Source organism: Moraxella sp. CTOTU46934, from assembly GCF_031979465.1.
In the GTDB taxonomy this organism is placed as follows: domain Bacteria; phylum Pseudomonadota; class Gammaproteobacteria; order Pseudomonadales; family Moraxellaceae; genus Faucicola; species Faucicola tetraodonis.
Genome location: NZ_DALZEG010000002.1, coordinates 82,525 through 107,951 on the forward strand (window position 1 = coordinate 82,525; position 25,427 = coordinate 107,951).

Genomic DNA, 25,427 nt, shown 5'->3' on the forward strand with positions numbered 1-25,427 from the left:
ATAGCTTAGTTTAGACTACACTATTATATAAACTATGCTATGCGAACTATGCGTTATAAACTAGACGCTACAACCAAATGGGTAAATAAGTTTTACCCATTTTTTTATGGCGTTAATTATCTTTGATTAAAGGTTATGCCAATGCAGCCGTTTGCTGACGTTGATGGTTTTTCATCCAAAGATTGATACCGATAAGGATAATAATATAGCCGATTTGTGCCAAAAATGTCTGTAGTGTTGGGTAAAATCCTAGCCATTCAATCGCTGGCAAGCCGCTCATGGCGGTCATCGGTAGATACCCTGTCAATTGCAGCGCGTGCAAACTAACGCCTAAAATCTTAAAGCCCAGTAAGTAAATCACCCAAGTTAATAGTTTAAATAACTGTGGAATCGGTAATTTGACCGAGGTTCTTAGCATCACCCAAGCCACTGCTGCCAGTGCTACGAGCGCCAAACCAATCCCGGTTAAAAAATTACTCATGCTGATATTGGGTAATATACCGACGTAAAACAATATGGTCTCTGCGCCTTCTCGAAACACGGATAAAAAGCTCAATCCAAATAACGACGCAAAACTGCCTGCCGTCATGGCTTGTCCCATATGACGCTTGATATAAGCGTTCCATGATTGGACGGATGATTTGCTATGCAGCCACGCGCCAATGCCAATCATCATAATGACCGCAACGATGCCTATCACCCCTTCAAACATCTCACGATTGGCGGCAGAAGTCACTGCAGGGAATAATAGCTGTAATGCCATCGCGCCTGCGATACTGGCAAGTAAGCCAAAAGCCACGCCAGCATACACCCATTTTTTGGCTTTGACTTGTTTGGCAGCGGTTAAAGCCGATAACAGCGAGATGACAATCAATAAGGCTTCCAACCCTTCTCGAAGCAATATCAGCATCGAGTCAACCGCGGTATATTGGGCTGTTGGATTGATTGCCGCCAATTCATTGATAATCGATTGCAGTGTTTGCTGCTGTTTAGGGTCTTGCCCCTTCGCCATGGCTAGCGGGATTTGACTTTCCACCCGATTATATAAACTGGGGTTACGCGTGCTGACATCGCCTTCCACCATTGGCCAAATACTAATAAACTCGCCTAACTTGGCTTGACCAGTCGCTGCATCGTTTGTTTTAAACGCCTGTAAACCATCGCGCAGTAACTGGATACTATCCGCCAAGGTGACAGTTTGTGTGGTTTGTACAGCAGCTACGTCACCCTTGTTATAACTGTCAATGGCATCTTTTAGGGCGGCAGATTGGGTTTTGATTTGCGCCATATTGATGGGTTGGGTTTCAATTGCCACTCGCATCAGCGCCATGGATGTTTCGATTTTGCCGTAGTGCCCCATACTGGTATTGCGTACGACCCGCTCATTACCTAGCCAAATTGCATTAAACTCGTTGTAAGCCGCCCGTAACGCTTCGACATCTGTCGCTGCTGCCCGTTGTATGACTTGATTAAGATTGTCATACGCCGGTACCATTTTTTTGGCAAACTCTTTTCGCTTCGCGCTGTAATCTACAGGATTTTGTTCTTTTTCAAAGGCATATAACGCATTTGACACGGCTGATAAATTGGCTTCTGTGGGGTTGCTGATGGCTTGCCCAATCGCTTGGCTTGTTTGTTGCCCAAGCGTGGAATTTTTTGCCGTTGCATCTATGGCATCAAAGGCTGTTTGAATTTGCGCAAGGGTGTCCTTGGCTTTTGGGATATCATTGGCTTTAATTGCCGCCATCGCGTCTGATAGGTTGATAAAAATAGGGCTTAAATTCAGCTTTTTGCTGGCTGGTTGACTGGCTTGCGTCGCTATCTGGGCGCTTGCAGGCGTTGGTTGCTGCGCTTGTAAGCCTTGACTGGTGATGAGCAGCGAACTTGCTAGACCAAAACTTAGCAAGGTTTTTTGGATGATATTTATCATGAGTAACTTTTTAACCGTCTATTTAACCGTCTACTTTTAAGCGTGTATTTTTAACCGTCTATTTTAAGTGATGGATGTTGCATTTGAACCCTAAGCTTCAAATAATGCTTGCCCAATATAGCCACCTTGCGGAATACCACCAAAGCAAGCAAATAGCCCACTGCCAATGTGGGTGGTGTATTCATTCATTTTATCAAGACGACCTAGGGCATTTTGGATGATGATAAATTGCTCGGGCGATTTTTGGAATGAAATAAACAGCAGCCCTGAATCAAACTGCCCAGTGGCTGGGTTAATGCCGCTACTGTAAGAATACGAACGGCGTAGCATCTCCACGCCTGTGCGTTTTGCCAGTCCCATGTGGGAAATTTCAGGTATCACTGCTTTACCCTGCGCGTCTTTGGCGTGCACATCAAAGGTGTCAAATTCACCTTTTTGTCCAATCGCCGCACCGCTATCACGATGTCGACCAAAGGTGTCTTCTTGACCTTTAAGTGAGGTGCGATCCCAAGTTTCAAGATGCATTTGGATGACACGGGTGACCAAATAAGTGCCGCCTTTCATCCAATCAGGCGCGTCCGCCCATAAGTTTTTGTCCGCAGCTTTGATGGTGCTTTGGTTGGCAGTGCCGTCTTTAAAACCGAATAAATTACGGGGCGTATGGTTGCCGGTATCAAACCCAACAAAACCTGACTGACTCCAACGCATGGTGATATTAGAACGGGCTTGGCGAACCAGTTGCCGTACCGCATGGAATGCCACTTGGGCATCTTCGGCGCAGGCTTGAATACAGATATCACCGCCCGTCAAGTTTTCTCGTAATTGATCGCGTGGGAACTTGGGTAAGTCTTGGAATTCTTTGGGCTGCTTATGGGCAAGTCCCATTTTTTTGAGAAAACTTGGGCTAATACCAAAGGTCAACGTCAATCCGTACGCGCCCATGCTGTCTGCTTCGCCTGTGTCGGTCGGGGGCACAAACGGGTTTTTTTCATACGCTTTGATGTTTTTACCTTGCGTCAAATTGGCCGCATAGGTTGTCCAGTCTTTGAACATCTGTTTGACATCGTCGAGCTTGTCGGTATGTAAATCCATCACCAAAAAATAAATATTACGCTGTGACGGCGTGGTAATGCCTGCTTGGTGTTCGCCATAAAAATCATATTTGACATCGGCAAAACTATTTTTGGTAGTATTGGCATCACTACCAGCATGTTTAGGATTTTCGTTTTTATCGCTATCTTTGGACTGATTGCCATCTAAAGCTTGCAAGTTAGGTAAGTTTTCGCTTGGTTTTTGCTGACAGGCCGACACGGCTAAACCTGCGCCTGCGACACTGAGCGCACCAAATTGGCGTAAAAAACTGCGACGATTTGACGTTTTTAATCCCACCCCTGTTTCTTGCGCTTGCTTATCTAATTTACTATGTTTCATACTGCCTCTAACACCGTACTGACCTTTTTATGCCACCCTAAAACCGTCAAGTGAAGCAATTTTTTGCTTCACCTTTGACTTATTGCAATACAATGCCCATCTGCGCTAAGGGTTCACCAAGTTTATTCACCGCCTCAGCTAGCGCTTTGGTATCTGCAGGGGTTAGCTCTTTATAGGATTTATAATCTTGTTGCCCGACTTGGTGCTTGGCAAGTAGTTGGTTGACTGCGCCAAATTTTTGCTCAAGCTCAGTGACTAACGCTGGGTTTTTGGCTTGGATTTTTGGTTTTAAAATGGCAAATATTTTCTCGGCGCCTTCAATATTGGCTTTAAAATCATACAAGTCTGTGTGCGAGAAAATTTCTTCTTCGCCGGTGATTTTGCTTGTTGATACTTCATTGAGCAAATCTACTGAACCTTGTACCATCAAGTCGCCTGTGACCTCTGCCGTTGGAATTTTGGCGTGCAATTCTTTGACATCTGCAATCAGTTGTTTACCCAGTTTTTCAGTGCCTTTGGTGGTATTTTGTGTCCACAAGATTTTTTCAATCGCATGGAACCCTGTCCATACTTCATTGGGCTCAAGGTCGGCTTCACGGTTGTCGATACGTGGGTCAAGGTCGCCAAAACTTTCAGCAATCGGCTCTGAGCGCTCATAATACATGCGTACTTTTGGGTATAACGCCTTCGCCTCTTCTAATTTACCCGCTTCGAGCAGTGCGACAAATTTTTGGGTATCGGCGAGCAAGCTATCAATTTGGGTTTGTACCCAAGCTTTGTATTCCGCCGTTTCTTTACTCAAATCAACTGAGCTCTGCGCCGACGCTGTGACTGCAGAAGCGTTAGTCGTTGCACTTGCAGCAGGTGCTACGTCGGTTTTTTGTTCGGTTTTTTGGCAAGCCGTCAATAGTAATGCAGATATCGCTAGAGGTAATATTGATAAGGTAAAAGTACGGCTCAACATAAAACATCCTTAAAAGTAAAAAGTGATAAAAAATAAAAAAATAATGACAATTGGCGAATTATAGGGTAAATGAGAATCGTTATCAATATTTATTTTGCTCTGATTGAGCTTAGAAGTTTAGGCAAAAAAATACCCCGCAGCAGCAAAGTAGCGAGGTATTGTGATTGACTAAATGACGCGCAGATCGCCTAATAACAAAATAACCTAGCCGAATTTACCCGTGATGTATTCTTCAGTTTCTTTACGGTCTGGGTTTGTGAACATTTTATCAGTCTCCCCCATTTCCATCATTTCGCCCAAGTACATAAACGCGGTATAGTCAGACACCCGTGCCGCTTGCTGCATGTTGTGAGTGACGATGGCGATGGTGTAATCATTTTTTAGGTCTGAAATCAAATCTTCAATTGAGCCTGTTGAAATAGGGTCAAGTGCCGAGGTGGGTTCATCTAGTAGCAATACTTCAGGACGGGTTGCCACACCGCGGGCGATACACAGACGCTGCTGCTGACCACCGGACAATGACAGACCCGATGCTTTAAGTTTATCTTTGACTTCATTCCACAGTGCCGATTTTTTGAGCGCCCATTCAACGCGCTCGTCTAGCTCAGCGCGGCTTAAGCTTTCGTACAGACGCACACCGAATGCCACGTTGTCATAGATTGACATTGGAAATGGCGTTGGTTTTTGGAATACCATACCCACGCGAGCACGCAGCAAGTTGACGTCCACCGATTTATCCAAGATGTTTTGTCCATCTAGGTTGATTTCGCCCGTGGCACTCATGCCTGGGTAGAGGTCATACATGCGGTTAAAGGTACGCAGTAACGTTGATTTACCACAGCCTGAAGGTCCGATAAACGCGGTGACTTTTTTGTCAGCGATATCGATGTTGATATTTTTAAGGGCTAAAAATTTACCGTAATAAAAATCTAAATTACGAATTTGCATTTTTGCGGTCATGATGAATACCTTAATAAAATTTGTTTGATACTAGCAAATAGCTCTAATCTTCTATTGATCATCAATGTGATGATTGCTCTTTACCACTGAGCGCACGTGCCAAAATATTCAACGTTAATACTGCCAGAGTGATAAGTAACGCACCTGCCCAAGCCAATTGGTTTGAAATAGGGTATGGCTGGCTGGCGTATTGATAAATCACGTTTGGTAAGTTGGCAATGGGTTGACCCATATCGGTACTAAAGAATTGGTTATTGAGCGCGGTAAATAGTAACGGCGCGGTCTCACCCGAGATACGCGCAAATGCCAGTAAGATACCTGTTAATACCCCAGTTTTGGCAGCACGTAAAGTAACCGATGTTACCAGTTTCCATTTTGGCGTCCCTAACGCATAAGCCGCTTCACGCAATGTATTGGGGATTAGACGCAGCATATTTTCAGTGGTACGTACCACCACAGGAATAACCAAGAGCGCTAAAGCCATTGCACCTGCCCAACCTGAGAAGTTACGACCTTGTACCATCAAAGCAAAAATAAATAAACCAATCACAATCGATGGTGCTGATAGCAAAATGTCGTTCATAAAACGGGTGACTTTACCAAGCCAGCTGTTTTCGGCAAATTCGGCAAGATAAATACCTGCCATGACACCAATCGGTGTGCCGACTACAAGCCCCAATCCTGTCACCATGATTGAGCCGATAATCGCATTGCGAAGACCACCGATTTCGTTTGGCGATGGGGTGTCTTGAGTAAAAATAGGCATGGTCAATAACGCATGCGAGCCTGATAAAAACAATTTGAATAAAATTAAGCCTAAGAAGGTCAAGCCAAATACAATGGACAAACCGGCAAATACCAGTCCTAAAGCATTGCTTAGACGGCGGCGTTTGTAAATGGCATTGTTACGATTCATGTTGATAGTAGTCATAGTATTCCCCAGCGTCCTTATTTCGTACCCGCATTTTTATCCATACGACTGAGCATCAATTTTGAAATCACCAGTACAATAAAGGTAATGATAAATAGTAAGAAACCTAAATGTAGTAGCGATGATTGGTGCAAGCCTTCAGACTCTGCAAATTCATTTGCCAATGCCGAAGTGATTGACACCCCTGACTGGAACAAACTTGGACTGACGTTATAAGCGTTACCAATAACAAAGGTGACTGCCATCGTTTCACCCAATGCGCGACCCAATCCCAAAATGATACCGCCCATCACCCCGGCTTTGGTATAAGGCAACACCACGTATCGCATCACTTCCCAAGTGGTTGAACCCAAACCATAAGCAGATTCTTTGAGCATCTTTGGCGTAATGGAGAAAACGTCACGCATGACCGATGCAATAAACGGGATAATCATGACAGCCAAAATCAAACTTGCAGTGAACAGACCAATACCCATCGGCGCACCTTGGAATAAACGACCCACATAAGGCACATCACCCAAATGGTCAATCAGCCAGGGCTGGATATGTTCTGAAAACCAAGGTGCAAATACGAAAAATCCCCACATACCATAAATAATTGAAGGGATACCCGCTAACAACTCAATGGCAATCCCTAAAGGACGTTTTAAAAAATTTGGGCAAAGCTCGGTCAAAAACATGGCAATACCAAAACTTACCGGCACCGCAATCAAAATGGCAATGACAGAAGTCACCAACGTACCATAGATTGGTGCGAGTGCGCCGTATACATCCATCCCTGTATCCCAGTCTTTACTGGTATAAAAGTTAATGCCAAACGCCTTCATACTTGGCAATGCGCCAAGAAATAGTGAGATTAAGATACCACCTAACAACAACAGCACGATAAACGCAAAAAGACGAGTCGCGTTGACAAACAACCAGTCTAATTGTTTTTGCTTTGCGAGTTTTGCGTGTAAATCCGACATAAGAACCCAGCCATCAAAAAATAGTTTTAGTTTACTAATTCTAGAAATTTGAAAAAAAACGTAGAGCATTAACTTGTTTATTGCTCTACGTATCGTTTGACATGCATAACCCTGTTAACTGTTAATCATCATTAGATTATTTTGCAGCTGAAGCAGTTGCTGTGGCAGCATCTGAGGTAAACAGTGGTTTACCATCAGCCCCTACAACTTTTTTCCACTCTTCACGGAAGATAGCTTTGCTTTCTGCTGAGAATGGTACAAAGTCCAATGATTTTGCTAGCTCATCACCACTTGAATACGCCCAGTCAAAGAATTTAAGGGTATTTTTGACGTTTTCTGGGTTGGTGGGTTTAGTATGGACTAAGATGAAGGTTGCCGCAGAGATTGGCCAGGCATTTGGGTCTGCTTGGTTAGTCAATACAATGTTAAAGCCTGGTGTACCTTTCCAATCTGCATTACCCGCAGCGGCAAAGCTTTCAGCGGATGGTTGTACAAAGTTGCCCGCCGCATTTTTCAACTGAGTGTAAGCCATTTTGTTTTGTTTTGCGTAAGCGTACTCAACATAACCGATTGAGTTTTTGGCACGAGCGACGTTACTTGCCACGCCTTCGTTACCTTTACCACCTGCACCTGTCGCAGCGGTTGGCCATTTAATTGATTTGTCTACACCTGGACCTGCTTTCCATTCTGGTGATACAGCCGCTAAGTAGCTTGCAAAGTTAAAGGTTGTACCTGAACCGTCAGAACGGAAAATCGTCGTGATTGGCGCATCTGGTAGTGTCACGCCTGCGTTTAATGCGGTAATCGCTGGGTCATTCCATTTAGTGATTTTACCCAAGTAGATATTGGCAAGGGTGGCACCGTCTAGTTTTAATTGACCGGGTGCAATGCCATCGATATTAACAACCGGTACAACCCCACCGATAACGGTTGGAAACTGGATTAAACCGCTTTTATCCAACTCTTCTTTGCTTAAAGGCGCATCCGACGCACCAAAGTCAACGGTATTGGCTTGGATTTGTTTGATACCACCTGATGAACCGATTGATTGGTAATTTACTTGACCGCCAGTGGCGTTTTTGAACTCACCTGCCCATTTAGCATAGATAGGTTGTGGGAAAGATGCGCCTGCACCTGTGATGGTAAATACGGCGTTTTTGTCGCTACCTGCCGCGCCTGTAGTAGAAGTGCTTGACGTTGCTGAGGCACCCGCGGCTTGATTGTCTGCTTGTTTGTTGCCACAAGCGGTTAATGCTAACGTTGATGCTACGACAATACTTAATAATGAATAACGCATGGATAGCTCCTAAAAACGTTTTTTGAGTTTACAATGAAACTGCCTGAATGAAATAAATGTCACCAACGGTACGATTTAACTTTTTTGGTTATTTTCACTAGGATAGCTCAAAGCTGATATAGCTCAATGCTGACCGATTTAACTGTCATGATAATAACCATAATTCGGTTTGTATAAAAATTGTGTATATGATTACAAAGAAATGTGACAGTATCATGACAATTTGATGACTGACCGATTGCGCACGTTATAAGTAGAGTAGATAAGTACATTTAACTCACTTATCTATTCGCAAAGCCTTTAAAAGCTTTGCGACTTTTAGCGGTGCATGGGAAAGAAGCGATTAACCATTTAACTGCTTCTCAACTTAACAGCTTCTTAACTTAACAACTTCTTAACTTAGTAGCTTAAGACTATAAAAACCAATGGCAGTCGCAACCAAAGTTAAAAGCACATGGATGCCAATCAAGGCGACACCTTGCACTACTTTGCCGGTATTCAACAAAGTAAACACTTCGGCACTAAACGTACTAAACGTTGTCAGTCCTCCCAAGAACCCTGTGGTGATAAACAGTCGTAAGTTTGGGTGCATCTTTTGGGTGAGTATCAAGGCAAATCCCATCAACAGCCCGCCTAGTACATTGGCAAATAGTGTACCATACGGCAACCAAGGGTGTACGCTGTTGAGTCTGGCTAACCACCAGCGCAGCATTGCCCCAAATGCCGCCCCCAGTCCTATCCACAGCCATGGCATATTTAAGTCCTTGTGGTGGTTATGGTTTAGCTAGGTTGACAGCAGGCAGCGATGTCATATCCCAACGCGGCAAGCAGCTAACCGCTAGCTCATCGTGTTGACCGGCATTCAAGCGCTGCCACCCAGCGAAGGCAATCATGGCGCCATTGTCGGTACACAAGGCAGGCGGTGCATAATGCACAGTGGCATTGATTTTGGCTAATGCCTCGGCTAACGATTCTCGTAATTGTTGATTGGCACTCACCCCGCCTGCGATTACTAATCGTCTCATACCCGTTTGCTGCAAGGCTTTGACGCATTTTTTCACCAACGTATCGACCATCGCATATTGAAAACTTGCTGCAATATCGGCGCGCGTCTGGGCATGCTCAGGATTATGGCTATCGGTTGGATGGTCTTTAATCAAATTATGCACGGCGGTTTTCATACCACTAAAAGAAAAATCCAATCCTTTGCCGAGCATCGGGCGCGGTAATTCATAAGCTAACGGATTGCCTGTTTGCGCCAAGCGGGCAATATTAGGCCCACCAGGATAAGGTAACTCTAGCATTTTAGCGGCTTTATCAAAGCACTCGCCTGCAGCATCGTCTATCGACTCACCCAATATTTCATATTGCCCGATGCCTTTGACCGCCACTAACATGGTATGTCCACCCGACACCAGCAACGCGACAAACGGAAAATCGGGCGGATTGGCGCCTAATAGCGGCGCGAGTAAGTGTCCTTCCATGTGATGTACGCCAATCGCAGGAATATCAAGCGCCATCGCCAAACTGCGGCCAAACAATGCCCCAGTCATCAACGCGCCCACCAGTCCAGGACCTTTGGTAAAGGCAATTGCATCGATATCGGTTTTTTTGAGTTGGCAGTCATCAAGCAATTGCTGCAACAAGGGCACTAATTTACGGATGTGATCGCGGCTTGCAAGTTCAGGGACTACCCCGCCATACGTCGCATGTAGCGCGATTTGACTGTATAGCACTTGCCCGACCAAACCTTGATTGGGTTGGTGACGCTGGTCACTATCAAAAATGGCTAATCCCGTTTCATCGCAGGATGTTTCCAGTCCTAGCACACGCATGGTATTTCCTTAAACGATAAATAAACGTCAACATACCGATGGCAACTTAGTTATTTTTTGCCATCATTGATGATTTTGACAGGAATGGTTAACCCTTTGGCAAAGGGCTCGGCAAAGACGTAAGTGTATTGACTCGGGGCAATTTGCTGGGTGGTATGAATGACAAACGCGCTGTTTTTACCGGCTGTGAGTTCATGTGACACATAGGCAGTACCCAGCTGGTCGAGCACTTTGGATAAGACTTCATTGACTGCCATACCCACCGTTAAGTTGTAGCGGGAGGTTTCATTATCCACATGATACATCTCGGCATACGCTTTGACAGGCTCACTATCGAGCGCAAACGGGTATTTAAAGCTAGCTTTATCGACTGGCTTAACGCCCGAATCCACCAATGCCCAGTTGATTTGTTTGGGCGCACCGTTTTGGGCGGCTTGGGGGGATACGGTACTGGCAGCAGCTACACTGGCAACGTGATGTGGACTCTGAATACTAGCTACTGTGGCACTTGCTGTGCTGTTTTGCTGTGGCTTGTTATCACTGGCAGGTTGACAAGCCGAGAGTAACACCCCACCTATCAGCAAACTTGATATCATAACTGCTTGTTTCATTGGCACGCCTCCAATACATCCAAACTCTTTATTTAGCTTAGCCTAGCTTAGCCCAGCTTAGGCAGTAACGCCCCCATTACTGACGGGCTGATAAGAAAGATGACGATTGATGCGTTTTTCTGCCAATCGAAACATCCCAATCAATAGCCAAGACAATAACAAATAAATGATACCTGAGGCAAAGAACAATTCAAAAACAGTATAAGTTTTTGACATAATCGTCGTTGCCACACCGGTGATATCCATCAAAGTGATGGTCGATGCCAGCGCACTGCCTTTGAGCATAAAAATCACTTCATTGCCATAAGCCGGCAGCATGATGCCAAAGGCACGAGGAAAAATAATTCGGCGCAATTTTTGGCTATACGACATGCCAATGGCGTCGGCAGCTTCATTCTCGCCTTTGGGGATGGACTTGATAGCACCGCGGATGATTTCTGCGGTATAAGCTGCTGTATTGAGGGTAAAAGCGATGATAGCGCACCAAAATGGACTCGCTAACACACCCGATTTCCACAGCACAGACTCGGTCACCCATTTAAATTGCGACAAGCCATAATAAATCAAAAAGATTTGCACCAGTAGCGGCGTACCCCGAAAAAAGAAAATATACGCAAACGGCAATGCCTGTACCCAAGGTTTTTTCGACAGCCTAGCCAAGGCTAGCGGCACTGCCAACATAAACCCCAATAAACCCGACAACACCACAAGCTCAATGGTGATAATACTACCTTGCAGCAGTTTTGGGATACTATCAATAATAATTTGCCAATTCCAGTTCATTGATGAATCCCCTATTTTGCCATGCCGATTTTTTGTAGGCGTTTTGCATAACGCTCTGCTGGGTTATTGACCCATTCTAGCCACATAATCACACCGGTGATGATGACGGTCAGACTCAAGTACAACAATGCTGCTGCCATATAAAAAGTAAACGGGCTTTGCGTAGAAGTCGCTGCCGTTTTGGCGTGGCGCATGATATCTTCAAGCCCGACCACAGAAACCAACGCGGTATCTTTGAGCAGTACCAAAAACAAATTACCCAGTCCTGGCAGTGCAATACGCCAGACTTGTGGCAACGTCACTCGCCAAAGGATTTGAAATTTTTTCATGCCAATCGCTTGCGCTGCTTCAGCTTGACCTTTTGGAATCTCTTGAAATGCCATACGAAAAGTTTCGGTCGCATACGCACCAAATGCCACAGACAGCGCTGTGACACCCGCCCAGAACGGACTGACATCCACATATCCCGTATTGCCAAATTGCGATAGAATAAGACCCATCAACATCGAGCCGCCAAAGTAAATAAACATGACTGACAGCAGTTCTGGAATACCACGGATAATCGTGGTGTAAGCGGTGGCGATGGCGTTGAGCACTTTAAACCGTGACATCTTAGCGGTCGCGCCCAATAATCCCAAAATCAGCCCAATGACCAAACTAGTCAATGCCAGTTTGATGGTGACCCAAGCGCCACTTAATAATAGCTGCCCAAAACCTTGTAGATCTAACACAATATCGATACCCTGTCTTTTTAACTCTGTTTGTTGACCTATTACCCAAAAAATGCTTAAAACGCAGTTTTACCGTCACATAGACAAAAGGTGATAATGGATATAACCTTTTGCTTTGTTTTTTGCAGGGTGCAATTTTACGTGATTGCCCTATCAAAAACCATCAAAAAAACAAAAAACTGAGTGACTTTTCACCCAGTTTTTGACTGAACCCAAGCGCTTGGTTGAGTTACTTGCTCGTACTTGCCACAGTCGTCGTGGTCGTTGTAGTACTAGAGACCGTAACGGCCACGTTGCTTGCCGCCGCCGTTGTAGTGGTTGCATTACCAAAATATTGGTTATAGATTTTGTCATACGTGCCATTTGATTTTAACGTGGCAATCGCTTTGTTAAATTCTAAACGCAGTGGGTCGCCTTTACGGACGATGATACCCATTTTGTCATTAACATCAATCTCTTTACCTTTGATTTCAAACCCTTTACCTTCTGGCGTGGTCAGCCAATAAGCGGCCGGGGCTTTATCCGAAATCATCAGATCCGAACGCCCTGCTGCCAAGTCCATAAACGCATTGTCCAAACCTTCATACAGGTTTAGCTGGGCTTTTGGGTGATTTTTTTCCATCCACTGGGTCGATAGCGTTGAACGCTGCGCCGCAACTGTATGGCTGTCAATTTGGGCAGGGTCATCCGGATTGATAGGACTACCTTGTTTGGTCAAAAATACCAATGTATTGGTAAAATAGGGGTCGGTAAAATCGACCTGCGCTTGACGCTCTGGGGTGATAGACATGGCATCAATTACCACGTCATATTTTTTTGCCATCAAGCCTGGTAATAAACCATCCCAATCTTGTGGCTTGATTTCACAGTTGGCTTTCATTTCTGCACATAAGGCCCGAATAAAATCCACATCAAAACCTGTCAAACTGCCATCCGCTTTGGTGATGCTAAAGGGTTTATAGGTGCCTTCGGTGGCGATGCGAATGGTTTTGCCTGCCATACTGCTCGATGTCTCAGTGCTGCTACTGGCCGTTGTAGAAGCGGCTGTGCTACCCGTTGTTGCCGCCGTTTTTTCTGCAGGTTTTTGACAACCCACTAGCGCTAGACCTGCCACTGCCAAGCTACCCAATAATGAAATATTTGCTTTCACCTGATACTCCTAATTTTTAACGTCTAACACATGACAAAATTTTACTTGTGAGTTGTAAGAAAACGAACACTTAATCAGTTATTTAACGGCTTATTTCGGCAAATCTGCAAAATATTTTTGGCTGATTTTATCGTAAGTACCATTGGCTTTTAGCGCCGCCAGTGCGGTGTTGAATTTGCCAATCAATGGATCATTTTGACGAAGGGCAATGGCAATTTTGTCATCAATATTAATCGGTTGACCTTTGACTTCAAAGCTTTGACCTTTGGCGGTTTTTAACCATGATAAGGCTGGGGCACTGTCAGAAATCATCAAATCCGTACGACCCGATTCTAGGTCAAGATAGGCATTATCTTGGGTGTCATACAGTTTTGGGGTGGCTTTTGGGAAGTTTTTGGCTAAGTACTCAGCTGCGGTCGTTGAACGCTGCGCACCCACTGATTTGCCTGCTAGGTCATCAGCGCCTTTTTCTACCCCTTTTTTGCCAATCACAACGAGGTTATTGGTAAAGTATGGGTCGCTAAATGCCACCACTTGGCGACGCTCTGCGGTGTCTGACATCCCCGCCATGATGGCATGGTATTTTTGTGCTTGTAGTCCTGGAATCAGTCCATCCCAATCTTGGGAAATCACTTCACATTTTAGTTTGGCTTCACTACATAACGCATCTGCCAAATCAATCTCAAAGCCGATTAATTTGCCATTGGCATCTTTATAACTAAAGGGGACAAAGCTTGATTCGGTAGCGATACGAATCTGTGGCATATCTGCGTTTGCTGCCGTGGTAGCGTTACTTGCTGCTGCCGTGTCTGCCGGTTTTTCCGCAGGTTTTTGACAGGCAGTTACCCCCATCAAAATGGCTAACGACGATACACCCAAAACCGATAACTGTTTCATAACAACACCTTTTGTCAAAATTTGAGGGTCACCCACATCTATTGTGTAAATTTTAAAACGATCGATACAACGTCAATTAATTACCAAAATGTTGCTTTTGTAATTTTGCCAACTCGCCATTACTTTGTAGTGCATCTAAGGCTTTATCAAATTCTGCTTTTAGTGGATCGCCTTTACGAATGGCCATTGCGATGTTGTCACCATTATCCATCTCACTGCCTACGAGTTGGTAGTTGCTGTTTTGTTTTAGCCATTCGCTAGCGGTTACTTTTTCAGACAGCACTGAATCGATACGACCTGATTTTAGGTCAATGTAGGCGTTGTCATAGTTGTCATACAATTTGATTTCGTTGGTTTTGCTCAGTTTATCTTGAAGGTACTGTGCCATGGTGGTTGAGCGTTGACCGCCGATTTTTAGCCCTGAAATCGCTTGTGGGTTGAATTTGCCACCTTTGGCAGCGACCCAAACCATGGTGTTTTTAAAATAAGGCGTGGTGAAGTCCACTTGCGCTGAACGCTCTGGGGTAATTGACATACCCGCGGCAACCGCGTCGTATTTTCTCGCCATCAAGCCTGGCAAAATACCGTCCCAATCTTGCGCTACGATTTCGCAGTCGAGTTTCGCTTGGGCACACAAGGCTTTGGCAACATCCACGTCATAACCACCTAACGTGCCATCGGCATTGGTATAGTTAAATGGTTTGTAGGCGCCTTCAGTGGCAATACGAATTTTTTTGCCTGTGCTGGCACTGGCAGCGGGTTGGCTGGCGGCTGCACCTTCTGTTTTTTCAGCAGGTTTTTGACAGGCGGTTAATCCCATGCTAACTGCACATACCGTTGCCAAGGCGAGTTTTGAGTAGGTTGAATTCAAGGTTGATTGCATGGATGTTCCTTACAAATGAAATTTTTGAGTAAAAAGCGATTTAATATCAGGTTTCGCTTTCAGCGATTTCAATATTTAAAATCAATGCGACTAAAATAAATGCGAGTTTACAATTTAGTTAAAATTAACATAAATTAACATTTTTGCAAGTGAAAAACGTATGCAGCAACAATTAAATCAAATAAATTTTTTCTGATGCCTAAAATTACAAAACCGCCAATCGCATGGCAATTGACGGCTGATAGGTTGTTTGGATTATTTCTGATGGCTTGCCATAAAGTCTTTCACCCGCGCTGATTGCGGGTTGTCAAACACCTGCTCGGGTGTGCCTATTTCTTCGATACGTCCTTCATGCAAGAACACCACTTGGCTTGATACATCGCGCGCAAAACGCATTTCATGGGTGACAATCAGCATGGTGCGACCTTCTTCAGCAAGCGATTTCATCACCGCTAATACTTCATTGACCAATTCTGGGTCGAGGGCAGAGGTTGGCTCATCAAATAGCAATACTTGGGGCTTCATCGCTAGCGCACGAGCGATGGCAATACGCTGGCGTTGCCCACCCGATAAGTTTTCTGGGTAAGCGTCTTTTTTATCCAGTAGTCCTACGCGTTTTAGTAGCACTTCAGCTTCACTAATGGCTTGGTCTTTGGCGATTTTTAGGACTTGGGTCGGCCCTTCAATGATGTTTTGCAAAATAGTCCGGTGTGGCCATAGATTAAAGTTTTGGAACACAAAACCCATTTTTGAGCGAAACTGCTCAAGCTGACGCTGGTTGGCGGCAACCAAATCCCCGGATTTATTTGGTTTTAATACCAATGCTTCACTGCCCAAGAAAACCTCCCCTTGCGAGGGGTTTTCAAGCAAATTTATACAGCGTAGCAAGGTGGATTTGCCCGAGCCGCTCGAGCCCAAAATTGAGATGACATCGCCATCATAAGCGGTCAACGATACACCTTTTAGTACCTCAAGCGATCCAAAGTTCTTGTGGATATTGTTAAGTTGCAAGGCTACAGGACGCTGTAAGTTTGGCATAGCATCTGACATGATATTCAATCCAAAATTTGACGATAGGTGAAAAAAAACTGTCTATTTTCGCTTAAAACGCTACTAAAACGCAACTTTTTCTCTTATTTAACTTTATTTCATGGCGCCGGTCTTTAGCACTGGTTTTTAGATTAAGTCATAACCATTAATTTTTATCTGTCAAAACTTTCTAAATTCCATTTTTGGATTGAAGTTGTTATGATGAAGCGATAATTATATTAGGGACTGACTATGCAAACCATGACTGATACCAAACATTATATGCAAACCGTGGGACAGCAAGCGCGCGCTGCTTCAGCGATTTTGGCAAAAGCAGACACCGCGCTCAAAAATAGCGCCCTACTCGCTATCTATGACGCCCTGCAACAAGCCAAATCACAGGTGTTGGCGGCCAATGCCACCGATATGCAAAACGGTCAACAAAAAGGACTGGATGACGCACTACTTGACCGATTAGCGCTCACCGATGCGCGTTTTGAAGGCATGTTACAGGGGCTAAAAGATGTCGCCATGCTACCTGACCCGATTGGCGAGGTCACGGATATGACCTTTCGTCCATCGGGTATTCAGCTAGGTAAAATGCGCGTGCCGCTGGGTGTGGTCGGGATGATTTATGAATCTCGCCCCAATGTGACCATTGAAGCTGCGTCTTTGGCATTAAAATCTGGCAATGCGATTATCTTACGTGGGGGGTCAGAAGCGTTTTATTCTAACCAAGCATTGGCTGCGTGTGTCAAACAAGGTTTACAAGCGGTTGGTTTGCCAGAGGCGGCAGTGCAAGTGGTCGAAACCACCGACCGTGCGGCAGTGGGGGAACTCATCACCATGAATCGCTATGTCGATGTGATTGTGCCGCGAGGTGGTAAAAGCCTGATTGAGCGTATCAGCAATGAAGCGCGCGTCCCTGTCATCAAGCACCTAGATGGTAACTGTCATACCTTTATCGATCGCGATGCAAACTTGAGTATGGCAACCGATATTTGCGTCAATGCCAAAACTCACCGCTACGGCACTTGTAATACCATGGAAACGCTGCTGATTGATAGCCAAATCGCTGCGCAAGCCTTGCCGCCAATCGCCAGTGCCATTGTCGCTGCAGACAGTGCCATGCAATTACGCGGCTGTGCAAAAACCTTAGCTATCTTGAGCGATACCGCTGAATTAACCGCTCATCTGTCAGCGGCGAGTGAGGCAGATTGGGATACCGAATATTTGGCGCCAATTTTGGCGATTAAAGTAGTCGCCGATATCGACGAAGCCATTGCCCATATCAATACCCATGGCTCACACCATACCGATGCGATTATCACCGAAAACTACTCAAAATCGTTAACATTCATGCGTGAAGTTGATTCCAGTAGCGTGATGGTCAATGCATCAACCCGCTTTGCCGATGGATTTGAATATGGTTTGGGTGCAGAGATTGGTATCTCTACCGATAAAATCCATGCGCGCGGCCCTGTGGGTCTTGAAGGTTTAACATCGCAAAAATGGATTGTGTTTGGGCATGGGGAAGTCAGAAAATAATAGTTAGTTACCACTACAAAGCCCACTGATTGATGTGGGCTTTTTTTAATTATTAAACTGCCAAATTACTTAGCTACAGATTTAAAGATACTGATTTGATTTACACTCGTAACCGTCAGTACGGGTTGACCTTTAGTATCTTGGGTCAGTTTAAATTGCCCTTGTAGTGTGGATGGCGCAGCGGCATCAAATGCCATGCGCGATTCTGGCAGACACATCATGCGCGTGGAAACGATATTTTTTATCAATACATTGTCATGGGTCAGGCTATAATTGCCCCACATGCGATTACAGGTATTGTCAAAGCTGACACGACCTTTATCAAAGCTGACCAATAGCGGCTTGGCTTGGTTAAATAATTCAGGTTTAGTGGGTTTACCCGACAAATCAGTCACCGAGACCAATTGCCAGCGATAATTTTGCAACGTGGCATCGGCTAACGGTAAGGTGACCGCTTGGGTCGGGTTCACGATCCCTAACTTACTATCCGCTATGGTTTGACAGCCTGTCATTGCCAGCGTTCCTGCTATCAAGCAACCTAGCGCTAGTGAATAGGTTTTGGCATATTTTTTCATCATGATTTCCTTTTGTTTAAAATTATTGTGTAAAAAATTATTGCAATCATTATATAAGATACTCTTAAGACTTTATTGCTAAGCATGACGATTACTGTTATTCGATTGTATTACTAGATTTGACGGACACTTCATTTGCTTGAATGGGTTTTTGCAAAAACTCTAAAAATACATCATCGCGTTTGGGGTCGCCATTGTTGCCGTCTCTTGGAAATGCCATCCTCTCTCCTGTCAGTATATAACCGCGGCGCTGATAATAACTTAACAGCTCTGGTCGATGACTTAAAATCGACATGGATAAATGGGTTAAAGGTAAATGGGTTACGTTTTTGGCGTGGGCGTGTCTGATAGCAAATGTTTCTACCGCAGACAACATCGTATCGCCAATGCCTCTACCTTGCACAGCAGGATGAACCGCAAAAGTGCCAATATACGCCGCTGGCTTATGGTTAATGGGTGAGAAATCCACAGAAATACACCCGAGCAAATCATCGCTATCGTGCGGATTTTCAAACACGAATAGATAAACGTTGGGGTTGTCTATCAAGGCTGTCATTTCCTCGGCAGTGGTACGAATCCCACCAATTAAAGCAGCTTCATTGGTCCAGCCTTCATCTGAGCGGTAACAGCGATTGAGCAAAGTTACCAAATTTTCGACGTCTTGTTGCGTGGCAACGCGTAATTGCACGGCGTTTTTATCGATATTGCTATCAGGGTCTTTCATGTTTTTTCTCTTTTTATGCTCACATTGGCTAAACATAGGATGCGTTAAAAATTTTGCCAAGTCAGCTGACCGATTTTGCCACCCAATGCACCTAAATTAACCAACATACCTAACTTAGCAAGCACTACTTTATTGTCTATTACTTTGGCATTCAAGCCGTATTTGACGTCATTGTTGTTGCCGTCATATTTTTAACCTATTAGCATAAGACAATAAAGCATGGTTATAATAAACCGCTGCTGTAATCGAATCTGTAATCGAGATGGTTTATCAATCATCCGTTTGTTAAAATAAACCTTTTGCAAGTAACCCTAGCATGCCAAAACTGCCTTCACCCTATACCCCTGCGATTGAGTCCGCTATTTATAAACAACAACCCACTGATTTTATTGTCCATGAAAAACTAGGCATTGAATGCAGCCATACAGGCGAACATCTTTGGCTTCATATTCAAAAAACCCGTATGAATACCAATTTTGTGGCAAAGTTGCTGTCACAATGGGCAGGCATCCCACTCAAGGATGTGGGATACTCGGGGCTCAAAGATCGTCATGCGCTGACGACGCAGTGGTTTAGTCTTCGTTTGCCAGAAAAAATTACCCCTGAACAAAACTTTCAGCAATTTGTCCAGACCAAATTAGCTAGCGATGAAACCCTAGAAATACTGGCACAGCATTGGCATCATAAAAAACTGGGTCGCGGTACTCATCAGGCCAATCAGTTTATCATCACCCTACGCAACGTAGTGGGCGAGAAAGCCGCCATCGAGCAACAACTTGCGACCATCAAAACCCAAGGTGTTCCCAATTATTTTGGCGAGCAGCGCTTTGGGCAAGATGCCAATAATATTGATGCCGCTATCGAACTATTTACCCATCATACAATTAGGGGCAAAAAAATTCATCGCAAATTTGACCAAGATAAAATCAGTCTGTATCTGTCGGCAGCGCGTAGTGAATTATTCAATGCCATCTTGGCAAAACGTATCGCATTGGGCATCTGGAACCAACCGCTTGATGGCGACGTGATGAATTTGGCGGGTTCGAACAGTATTTTTGTGGCACAGCATATAGATGAAACCATGCTATCAAGGCTACAAAGTGGCGATATCCATTTGACTGCACCGATGTGGGGCGCAGGTGAGTTAAAAAGCAGTGGTAAGGTTAACGCATTAGAACTATCAGTCATCACTGACAATCCCATTTATCAGCAGCTAAGTCAAGGTCTGATTGAGTTTGGTTTAAAGCAGCAGCGCCGCTCCCTGCGTATGCTGGCCAGTAACTTACAATGGGTTTGGCAAGACGGTGAGACATTGGTGTTAGATTTTGAATTACCGGCAGGCAGTTTTGCAACGACGATGATTGATACGCTTGTTGCAAGCTCGGTACTCACCACTGAATTATGAAGGCTGGGTTATAGAAGCTAAATTATAAAGGCTAAGTTATGAATGCTGATTGATTTGCGTCATCAATAAATAACATTGACCTTTGACCACGCAGTTGCGACCATTGGCTTTGGCTTGCTGCATTGCCAAATCGGAGAATTTGATAATGCGCTCAAGGGCAGGCGGCAGTGCAGGCATGGTTGGTAAACTATGCATATACTCGCGCATATATTCGATAAAACTGCGATTATCAATCGCACGCTCGCTATCCCCCCCATGATTTTGATAAAGGCTGGCTATACCTAAGCTTGCGGTAAATCGAATTTCTGTATCAAAGATGCCATATCTCACCACTTGCTTTTCAAAAGCCTGGCGCAGCTGCTCTGCCATATCGTAGGCTTGCTCAATCCCCATATTAGGCAAGATGATGCAAAATTCTTCCCCACCCACGCGTCCAAACATCGTCCCTGTCGGTAAGAAGTTTTTTAAGGTATTCGCGGTACAAATCAACGTCGCATCACCCGCATCATGACCATATTTGTCATTGATATGTTTAAATTTGTCCAAATCAATATAAATCACACTAAGCGTATGCCAATCGCTTTTACGTTGCCATAAATAACTCAAAAAACTATAAATAGTACGCCGATTGGCAATATTGGTGAGCGCATCAGCTTCTAGCAAATCATAAATCTTGCGGCGCTGAAAGTTCATGACTTTCATGCCCTGCAAAATACAATACAGCGTGACTGTTGCCTTGGCGGTTACCAAAAAGCTAAAAGACAATCCCCAAAGCCAATGACTACGCGCTGCTAAACTTGGATACAACCTAGGCAGCAATTGCCACCAATTCATGCTATTACTCATATTAAAAATAAATAACGCAACAATACAACTGACAAATGACACCCAGACCAGTCGCCATCTTAATAGCACCATCCCAAGACCGGTGGCACTAATCAGCATTACACCTTCAAGCGCACTGTTGTTGCCAATCCAGACGATAAAAAGATTTTCATAAATCAAATAGATGATTACAAAAAAGATTTGGTACTCTCGCCAAAGTCTTGACTGTTCAGGAATGCGGGTAATGACCCATAGTGAATACCCGCAAAACAACACCATCGCCAGTCCCAAATAGGTGATATTTATCATCAAGCTGCGATTAAAAATTTGATTGAACGTCTGAGCAAAAGGAAAGATATCTATGGGCAATGTGATGACAAGAACTGTCGCATACCAAATTAAATGAAAAAATGTCTCAACCAACGCCAATATAATAAACAGCATGAATTTATTGGTATCGTTGACTCTTGGCGAATTGATATATAGCGAAGGTTTAAAGCTAAAAAATTTTAGCGTTTGCTGCAATTGTTCTTTAAAGCTTGGCAAGGCGGTTTGGGTCATAGGATTATTGCAAAATCAATAAATCTATTAAAAAAGGGCGTCACGCATTAAACAAATCAACAGCGATGTCAGTCATTGTCGTTCATTGATTAGTTTTAGTCGTTTGCAGTTAACTTACCCTAAAGATTATATAAGGTATTGTTGCTTCATTCTAATACTTTATTAATAACCAAAGGGTAAATGTTTAATTTTTTTTAATGAGTCTTGACTTATCTATTTTTATCAAAATTTCCTCGACCAAATAAAAAAGGTAAGCCTAAGCTTACCTTAATCTACAGTTTACAGCATTTTAACTTGATTGGTTGATTTAACCTGATTGTTTAACATTCATCGTGACGTTGTCAATTGAACTTAAGCGTCCAAGACACGACGTGCTGTCACGAATTTGTTTGCCCAATAGCCAGAATCTAAACTTGTAATAGAAATGCTTTTGCCGGTTGATGGGGAATGAATAAAACGACCTTCACCGATATACATGCCCACATGAGAGATACGACCACCACCCTGAGAGAAAAACACCATATCGCCTGGCTTTAACTCATTACGGCTAATACGTTCACCCACTTGCGCCATGCTGCTTGAGGTACGTGGTAGATTGATGTTAGCGGTTTGTTTATAAACATATTGCATAAAGCCGCTACAGTCAAAACCACTCGTTGGGCTGGTACCACCAAAACGATATGGCAAGCCGATAAAGTTTTTGGCTTTTGCAATGAGACTATCTACTTTTGAGCCACCCTCTGGGTTTTCAGAAACGCTTGAGTTAAAGCTACCAAAATATTCTGTGATACCATTGTCGGCATTGGCAGCGGTTGGGGCTACGCTTAACAAGACACAAGGTAGAGCGGTTAATAAAGTTTTTTGAAGAAAGTTCATAGGGCTTTAATCCGTTCAGAACTTTTATCCGTATATGGGCTATATCACAATTGATTGCTAAATGCTAAAAAGTTGATATACGGATAAAAATTACATAACTATTGTACTGGTTACATTCTGTAAAACAACGCCATCATACCAATAAAGTTTTTTGAATGTAGATATCTTTTATCCAGAAAATGTTAAAAAATATTACAATGTAAGCTAATTTGCTTACAGAAAGCCTATAGAAAGTATACAGCAATAATTGTGTAAGAAAATCGTTGATTTAACACACCATTGGGTTAAATCAACGCCTATTACTCTGTATTTATTTTGGTGTCATGTAAAAAAAGCAGGGTCAATATGTAACTGACCCTGCGTCATCGTTGAGTAAAAAATGATAAAAATTGTCAAATTGCTGTCTTTTTACCCCGTCATTCGCACTAATCTCTCGCCCCAAAAATGGCGGTGCCAATACGAACGATGGTGGCGCCCGCGGCAATGGCTTGCTCAATATCGCCGCTCATGCCCATTGACAAAGTATCCCACTGCTCAGGATGCGCATGATATCGCTTGTTTTGCTCAAATAATTGCTGGGTTTTGACAAAGGCAGCGGTTGAGTTTTTGGCGGGGATAATCATCAGTCCGCGTAATTGCAAGTTGGGTAATTGGCTAATCTCTGTCACCAATTCGGGTAACTGGTCCGGCTGGCAACCTGATTTACTGGCTTCATCGTCAATATTGACTTCGATACAGATATTGAGTGGCGGAAGGTGTTCACCCCTTTGCCCATTGAGACGCTGGGCAATAATTAAGCGATCGACCCCATGCACCCAATCAAAATGCGCCGCCAACTCTTTGGTCTTGTTACGCTGGATATGACCGATATAATGCCACACCAATGGCTGCTCGTTGGCAGTAACGTCTTTGAGTGCGGCGATTTTTGCCACCGCTTCTTGCACATAGTTTTCACCAAAATCTTGCTGACCTTGCTGCGCTAAGGTGCGAATCATCCAGTTGGGTTTGGTTTTGGATACCGCAAGCAGTTTGACAGTTGGATTGAGCCTAGCAACGTCAGTTTTCACCTGTTGCCAACGCGCTATCAAGGCTTGGTTTTCAGCATCTGTTGCGCTTGTCGCCAATGGCTGCTGTGCGTCGAATGTTTGCATGGTTAACTTTTCCTGTTGATAGTGGACTGGCTTGATGGCTACCGGGTTAAGGTAACGTTTTTTTTGCACTTGTGTGCCCAATTTTCCAATTGAGTTTAACATAAGCTAAAATCAACAAAAAACTATGACCCCTAGTCAGTTTTTTCTGTTTTTTTTGTGGACGTATGATTATAGTATAGCTATCTTTTTTTCCCGCGGCTTTTTTCTATTGCTGCTTTTGTATTTTCATTACCCACCTGTAGGATTCGCTATCATGGCAAAGGAATTATCGATTGACGATTTGTTGCGTTTTGCATTCAAAAATAAAGCCTCTGACTTACACATTTCAGCAGGCTTACCGCCGATGATTCGGGTAGATGGTGAAATCACCAAAATCAACATGCCGCCCCTCGATCACCAAAAAGTGCATAGTTTGATTTATGACATCATGAACGACAAACAACGTGCCGATTATGAAGAGTTTTTTGAAACCGATTTTTCGTTTGAAATTCCCAATGTGGCGCGCTTTCGTGTCAATGCCTTTAACCAAAACCGGGGCGCAGGTGCGGTATTTCGTACCATTCCATCTGAGGTATTGACGATGGAGCAGCTTGGTATGGGACCGATTTTTGAGAAAATCTCTAACTACAAACGCGGCGTGGTACTGGTCACAGGTCCAACGGGTTCGGGTAAGTCAACAACCCTTGCGGCGATGATTAACTATATCAATGAAACCCGTAAAGAACATATCTTAACCATCGAAGACCCGATTGAATTTGTGCATCAATCAAAAAAATCCCTCATCAACCAACGGGAAGTCCACCGTGATACCTTAAGCTTTGATGCTGCGCTGCGCTCTGCCCTACGTGAAGACCCCGATGTTATTCTTGTCGGTGAGATGCGTGACCTTGAGACCATCCGCTTGGCATTGACCGCTGCTGAAACAGGGCACTTGGTATTTGGGACATTGCATACCTCATCTGCTGCCAAAACCATTGACCGTGTGGTCGACGTGTTCCCCGCCGCCGAAAAAGACATGATTCGTGCGATGTTATCTGAGTCGCTGCAAGCGGTTATCTCGCAGTCGCTACTCAAACGCCAAACGGGTGGTCGTGTCGCCGCGCATGAAATTATGATTGGTACGCCTGCGATTCGTAACTTGATTCGTGAAAACAAAGTCGCCCAAATGTACTCTGCCATCCAAACCAGTGCAGGCGATGGTATGACCACACTTGATCAAAGTCTTCGCGAACTGGTCAATAAAGGCGTGATTAGCAAAGAATCAGCGCGCCAATATGCCAAACAACCGGAAAGCTTTATGTAATCACTGTTTTGTAGAAACTATCTTATAGAAACAGTGTTTATCAAAACACGGTTTCTAAA

At 44.1% G+C, this 25,427-nt stretch carries 24 protein-coding genes; 3 read left to right on the plus strand and 21 right to left on the minus strand.

Annotated elements, in window-relative coordinates; translation table 11 throughout:
• Nucleotides 1–133: 133 nt before the first annotated feature.
• From RTN07_RS02925 to RTN07_RS03000, 16 genes are all read right to left on the minus strand, one after another.
• Nucleotides 134–1,930, minus strand: coding sequence for an FTR1 family iron permease (locus RTN07_RS02925; RefSeq protein ID WP_312175586.1), 1,797 nt, complete (start codon nt 1,928–1,930; stop codon nt 134–136).
• Nucleotides 1,931–2,020: 90 nt separating this feature from the next.
• Entirely contained in the window at nt 2,021–3,361 is a 1,341-nt protein-coding gene (gene efeB / locus RTN07_RS02930; RefSeq protein WP_312175588.1) for an iron uptake transporter deferrochelatase/peroxidase subunit, read from the minus strand.
• Between the two features lie 79 nt (nt 3,362–3,440).
• Nucleotides 3,441–4,325 (minus strand): iron uptake system protein EfeO, encoded by an 885-nt coding sequence (gene efeO, locus RTN07_RS02935; protein ID WP_312175591.1) that lies wholly within the window; start codon nt 4,323–4,325, stop codon nt 3,441–3,443.
• 204 nt (nt 4,326–4,529) lie between these two features.
• Entirely contained in the window at nt 4,530–5,285 is a 756-nt protein-coding gene (gene pstB, locus RTN07_RS02940) for a phosphate ABC transporter ATP-binding protein PstB (protein WP_312175594.1), read from the minus strand.
• A 61-nt stretch (nt 5,286–5,346) separates the two neighbouring features.
• Nucleotides 5,347–6,216, minus strand: coding sequence for a phosphate ABC transporter permease PstA (pstA, locus tag RTN07_RS02945; protein WP_050324752.1), 870 nt, complete (start codon nt 6,214–6,216; stop codon nt 5,347–5,349).
• A gap of 17 nt (nt 6,217–6,233) precedes the next feature.
• On the minus strand, nt 6,234–7,184 hold the full coding sequence (pstC, locus tag RTN07_RS02950; RefSeq protein ID WP_036593090.1) for a phosphate ABC transporter permease subunit PstC: 951 nt from the start codon (nt 7,182–7,184) through the stop codon (nt 6,234–6,236).
• Between the two features lie 136 nt (nt 7,185–7,320).
• On the minus strand, nt 7,321–8,481 hold the full coding sequence (pstS, locus tag RTN07_RS02955; RefSeq protein ID WP_312175597.1) for a phosphate ABC transporter substrate-binding protein PstS: 1,161 nt from the start codon (nt 8,479–8,481) through the stop codon (nt 7,321–7,323).
• A 394-nt stretch (nt 8,482–8,875) separates the two neighbouring features.
• A complete protein-coding gene (gene crcB / locus RTN07_RS02960) occupies nt 8,876–9,235 on the minus strand; it encodes a fluoride efflux transporter CrcB (protein WP_312175600.1) in 360 nt (119 codons plus the stop codon).
• 19 nt (nt 9,236–9,254) lie between these two features.
• The gene (gene tsaD / locus RTN07_RS02965; protein WP_312175602.1) at nt 9,255–10,316 is read right to left on the minus strand and encodes a tRNA (adenosine(37)-N6)-threonylcarbamoyltransferase complex transferase subunit TsaD; all 1,062 of its coding nucleotides are present in this window, start codon (nt 10,314–10,316) and stop codon (nt 9,255–9,257) included.
• 50 nt (nt 10,317–10,366) lie between these two features.
• Nucleotides 10,367–10,927, minus strand: a complete 561-nt coding sequence (locus RTN07_RS02970; protein ID WP_282841318.1) for a hypothetical protein — start codon at nt 10,925–10,927, stop codon at nt 10,367–10,369.
• 57 nt (nt 10,928–10,984) lie between these two features.
• Nucleotides 10,985–11,710, minus strand: a complete 726-nt coding sequence (locus tag RTN07_RS02975) for an ABC transporter permease (protein ID WP_007117179.1) — start codon at nt 11,708–11,710, stop codon at nt 10,985–10,987.
• An 11-nt stretch (nt 11,711–11,721) separates the two neighbouring features.
• Nucleotides 11,722–12,441, minus strand: a complete 720-nt coding sequence (locus RTN07_RS02980) for an ABC transporter permease (RefSeq protein ID WP_007117180.1) — start codon at nt 12,439–12,441, stop codon at nt 11,722–11,724.
• Between the two features lie 229 nt (nt 12,442–12,670).
• A complete protein-coding gene (locus RTN07_RS02985; RefSeq protein WP_312175607.1) occupies nt 12,671–13,591 on the minus strand; it encodes a transporter substrate-binding domain-containing protein in 921 nt (306 codons plus the stop codon).
• 90 nt (nt 13,592–13,681) lie between these two features.
• On the minus strand, nt 13,682–14,488 hold the full coding sequence (locus tag RTN07_RS02990) for an ABC transporter substrate-binding protein (protein WP_312175609.1): 807 nt from the start codon (nt 14,486–14,488) through the stop codon (nt 13,682–13,684).
• 76 nt (nt 14,489–14,564) lie between these two features.
• A complete protein-coding gene (locus tag RTN07_RS02995; RefSeq protein ID WP_239742979.1) occupies nt 14,565–15,371 on the minus strand; it encodes a transporter substrate-binding domain-containing protein in 807 nt (268 codons plus the stop codon).
• 255 nt (nt 15,372–15,626) lie between these two features.
• Nucleotides 15,627–16,421 carry an ABC transporter ATP-binding protein gene (locus RTN07_RS03000; RefSeq protein ID WP_186303395.1) on the minus strand — a complete coding sequence of 265 codons (795 nt, stop codon included), beginning with the start codon at nt 16,419–16,421 and terminating at the stop codon, nt 15,627–15,629.
• Between the two features lie 231 nt (nt 16,422–16,652).
• Between RTN07_RS03000 and RTN07_RS03005 the strand changes: the two genes are divergently transcribed.
• Nucleotides 16,653–17,948 (plus strand): glutamate-5-semialdehyde dehydrogenase, encoded by a 1,296-nt coding sequence (locus RTN07_RS03005; protein WP_409455534.1) that lies wholly within the window; start codon nt 16,653–16,655, stop codon nt 17,946–17,948.
• Between the two features lie 65 nt (nt 17,949–18,013).
• Here RTN07_RS03005 and RTN07_RS03010 read toward each other — a convergent pair whose 3' ends face one another.
• Both RTN07_RS03010 and RTN07_RS03015 read right to left on the minus strand, forming a co-directional pair.
• On the minus strand, nt 18,014–18,523 hold the full coding sequence (locus tag RTN07_RS03010; RefSeq protein WP_312175613.1) for an META domain-containing protein: 510 nt from the start codon (nt 18,521–18,523) through the stop codon (nt 18,014–18,016).
• Between the two features lie 97 nt (nt 18,524–18,620).
• A complete protein-coding gene (locus tag RTN07_RS03015; protein ID WP_050324741.1) occupies nt 18,621–19,247 on the minus strand; it encodes a GNAT family N-acetyltransferase in 627 nt (208 codons plus the stop codon).
• A 316-nt stretch (nt 19,248–19,563) separates the two neighbouring features.
• Here RTN07_RS03015 and truD point away from each other — a divergent pair, with 316 nt between their 5' ends.
• A complete protein-coding gene (gene truD, locus RTN07_RS03020) occupies nt 19,564–20,652 on the plus strand; it encodes a tRNA pseudouridine(13) synthase TruD (protein ID WP_312175615.1) in 1,089 nt (362 codons plus the stop codon).
• Nucleotides 20,653–20,688: 36 nt separating this feature from the next.
• On the opposite strand, the gene RTN07_RS03025 is transcribed toward truD, so the two are convergent.
• The 3 genes from RTN07_RS03025 to RTN07_RS03035 form a co-directional block, all read right to left on the minus strand.
• The gene (locus RTN07_RS03025; RefSeq protein WP_065253303.1) at nt 20,689–22,038 is read right to left on the minus strand and encodes a GGDEF domain-containing protein; all 1,350 of its coding nucleotides are present in this window, start codon (nt 22,036–22,038) and stop codon (nt 20,689–20,691) included.
• Between the two features lie 351 nt (nt 22,039–22,389).
• A complete protein-coding gene (locus RTN07_RS03030; protein WP_007117192.1) occupies nt 22,390–22,914 on the minus strand; it encodes a C40 family peptidase in 525 nt (174 codons plus the stop codon).
• A gap of 425 nt (nt 22,915–23,339) precedes the next feature.
• Complete coding sequence (locus RTN07_RS03035; protein ID WP_312175620.1) at nt 23,340–24,065, minus strand: YggS family pyridoxal phosphate-dependent enzyme; 726 nt, start codon at nt 24,063–24,065, stop codon at nt 23,340–23,342.
• Nucleotides 24,066–24,318: 253 nt separating this feature from the next.
• Here RTN07_RS03035 and RTN07_RS03040 point away from each other — a divergent pair, with 253 nt between their 5' ends.
• Nucleotides 24,319–25,368: a type IV pilus twitching motility protein PilT gene (locus tag RTN07_RS03040; protein ID WP_095355904.1), complete on the plus strand. Its 1,050-nt coding sequence runs from the start codon at nt 24,319–24,321 to the stop codon at nt 25,366–25,368.
• Nucleotides 25,369–25,427 lie beyond the last annotated feature (59 nt).

Excerpts from the sequence above, each read along its gene's own strand:
- RTN07_RS03030 (WP_007117192.1), bottom strand. The coding sequence starts at position 22,914 with ATGAACTTTCTTCAAAAAACTTTATTAACCGCTCTACCTTGTGTCTTG.
- RTN07_RS03010 (WP_312175613.1), bottom strand. The coding sequence starts at position 18,523 with ATGAAAAAATATGCCAAAACCTATTCACTAGCGCTAGGTTGCTTGATA.
- tsaD (WP_312175602.1), bottom strand. The coding sequence starts at position 10,316 with ATGCGTGTGCTAGGACTGGAAACATCCTGCGATGAAACGGGATTAGCC.
- RTN07_RS02925 (WP_312175586.1), bottom strand. The coding sequence starts at position 1,930 with ATGATAAATATCATCCAAAAAACCTTGCTAAGTTTTGGTCTAGCAAGT.
- pstA (WP_050324752.1), bottom strand. The coding sequence starts at position 6,216 with ATGACTACTATCAACATGAATCGTAACAATGCCATTTACAAACGCCGC.
- crcB (WP_312175600.1), bottom strand. The coding sequence starts at position 9,235 with ATGCCATGGCTGTGGATAGGACTGGGGGCGGCATTTGGGGCAATGCTG.
- RTN07_RS03040 (WP_095355904.1), top strand. The coding sequence starts at position 24,319 with ATGGCAAAGGAATTATCGATTGACGATTTGTTGCGTTTTGCATTCAAA.
- pstB (WP_312175594.1), bottom strand. The coding sequence starts at position 5,285 with ATGACCGCAAAAATGCAAATTCGTAATTTAGATTTTTATTACGGTAAA.
- pstS (WP_312175597.1), bottom strand. The coding sequence starts at position 8,481 with ATGCGTTATTCATTATTAAGTATTGTCGTAGCATCAACGTTAGCATTA.
- truD (WP_312175615.1), top strand. The coding sequence starts at position 19,564 with ATGCCAAAACTGCCTTCACCCTATACCCCTGCGATTGAGTCCGCTATT.
- RTN07_RS02975 (WP_007117179.1), bottom strand. The coding sequence starts at position 11,710 with ATGAACTGGAATTGGCAAATTATTATTGATAGTATCCCAAAACTGCTG.
- RTN07_RS02995 (WP_239742979.1), bottom strand. The coding sequence starts at position 15,371 with ATGCAATCAACCTTGAATTCAACCTACTCAAAACTCGCCTTGGCAACG.
- RTN07_RS03015 (WP_050324741.1), bottom strand. The coding sequence starts at position 19,247 with ATGAAAGACCCTGATAGCAATATCGATAAAAACGCCGTGCAATTACGC.
- pstC (WP_036593090.1), bottom strand. The coding sequence starts at position 7,184 with ATGTCGGATTTACACGCAAAACTCGCAAAGCAAAAACAATTAGACTGG.
- efeO (WP_312175591.1), bottom strand. The coding sequence starts at position 4,325 with ATGTTGAGCCGTACTTTTACCTTATCAATATTACCTCTAGCGATATCT.
- efeB (WP_312175588.1), bottom strand. The coding sequence starts at position 3,361 with ATGAAACATAGTAAATTAGATAAGCAAGCGCAAGAAACAGGGGTGGGA.
- RTN07_RS02970 (WP_282841318.1), bottom strand. The coding sequence starts at position 10,927 with ATGAAACAAGCAGTTATGATATCAAGTTTGCTGATAGGTGGGGTGTTA.
- RTN07_RS03000 (WP_186303395.1), bottom strand. The coding sequence starts at position 16,421 with ATGTCAGATGCTATGCCAAACTTACAGCGTCCTGTAGCCTTGCAACTT.
- RTN07_RS03025 (WP_065253303.1), bottom strand. The coding sequence starts at position 22,038 with ATGACCCAAACCGCCTTGCCAAGCTTTAAAGAACAATTGCAGCAAACG.
- RTN07_RS02990 (WP_312175609.1), bottom strand. The coding sequence starts at position 14,488 with ATGAAACAGTTATCGGTTTTGGGTGTATCGTCGTTAGCCATTTTGATG.
- RTN07_RS03005 (WP_409455534.1), top strand. The coding sequence starts at position 16,653 with ATGCAAACCATGACTGATACCAAACATTATATGCAAACCGTGGGACAG.
- RTN07_RS03035 (WP_312175620.1), bottom strand. The coding sequence starts at position 24,065 with ATGCAAACATTCGACGCACAGCAGCCATTGGCGACAAGCGCAACAGAT.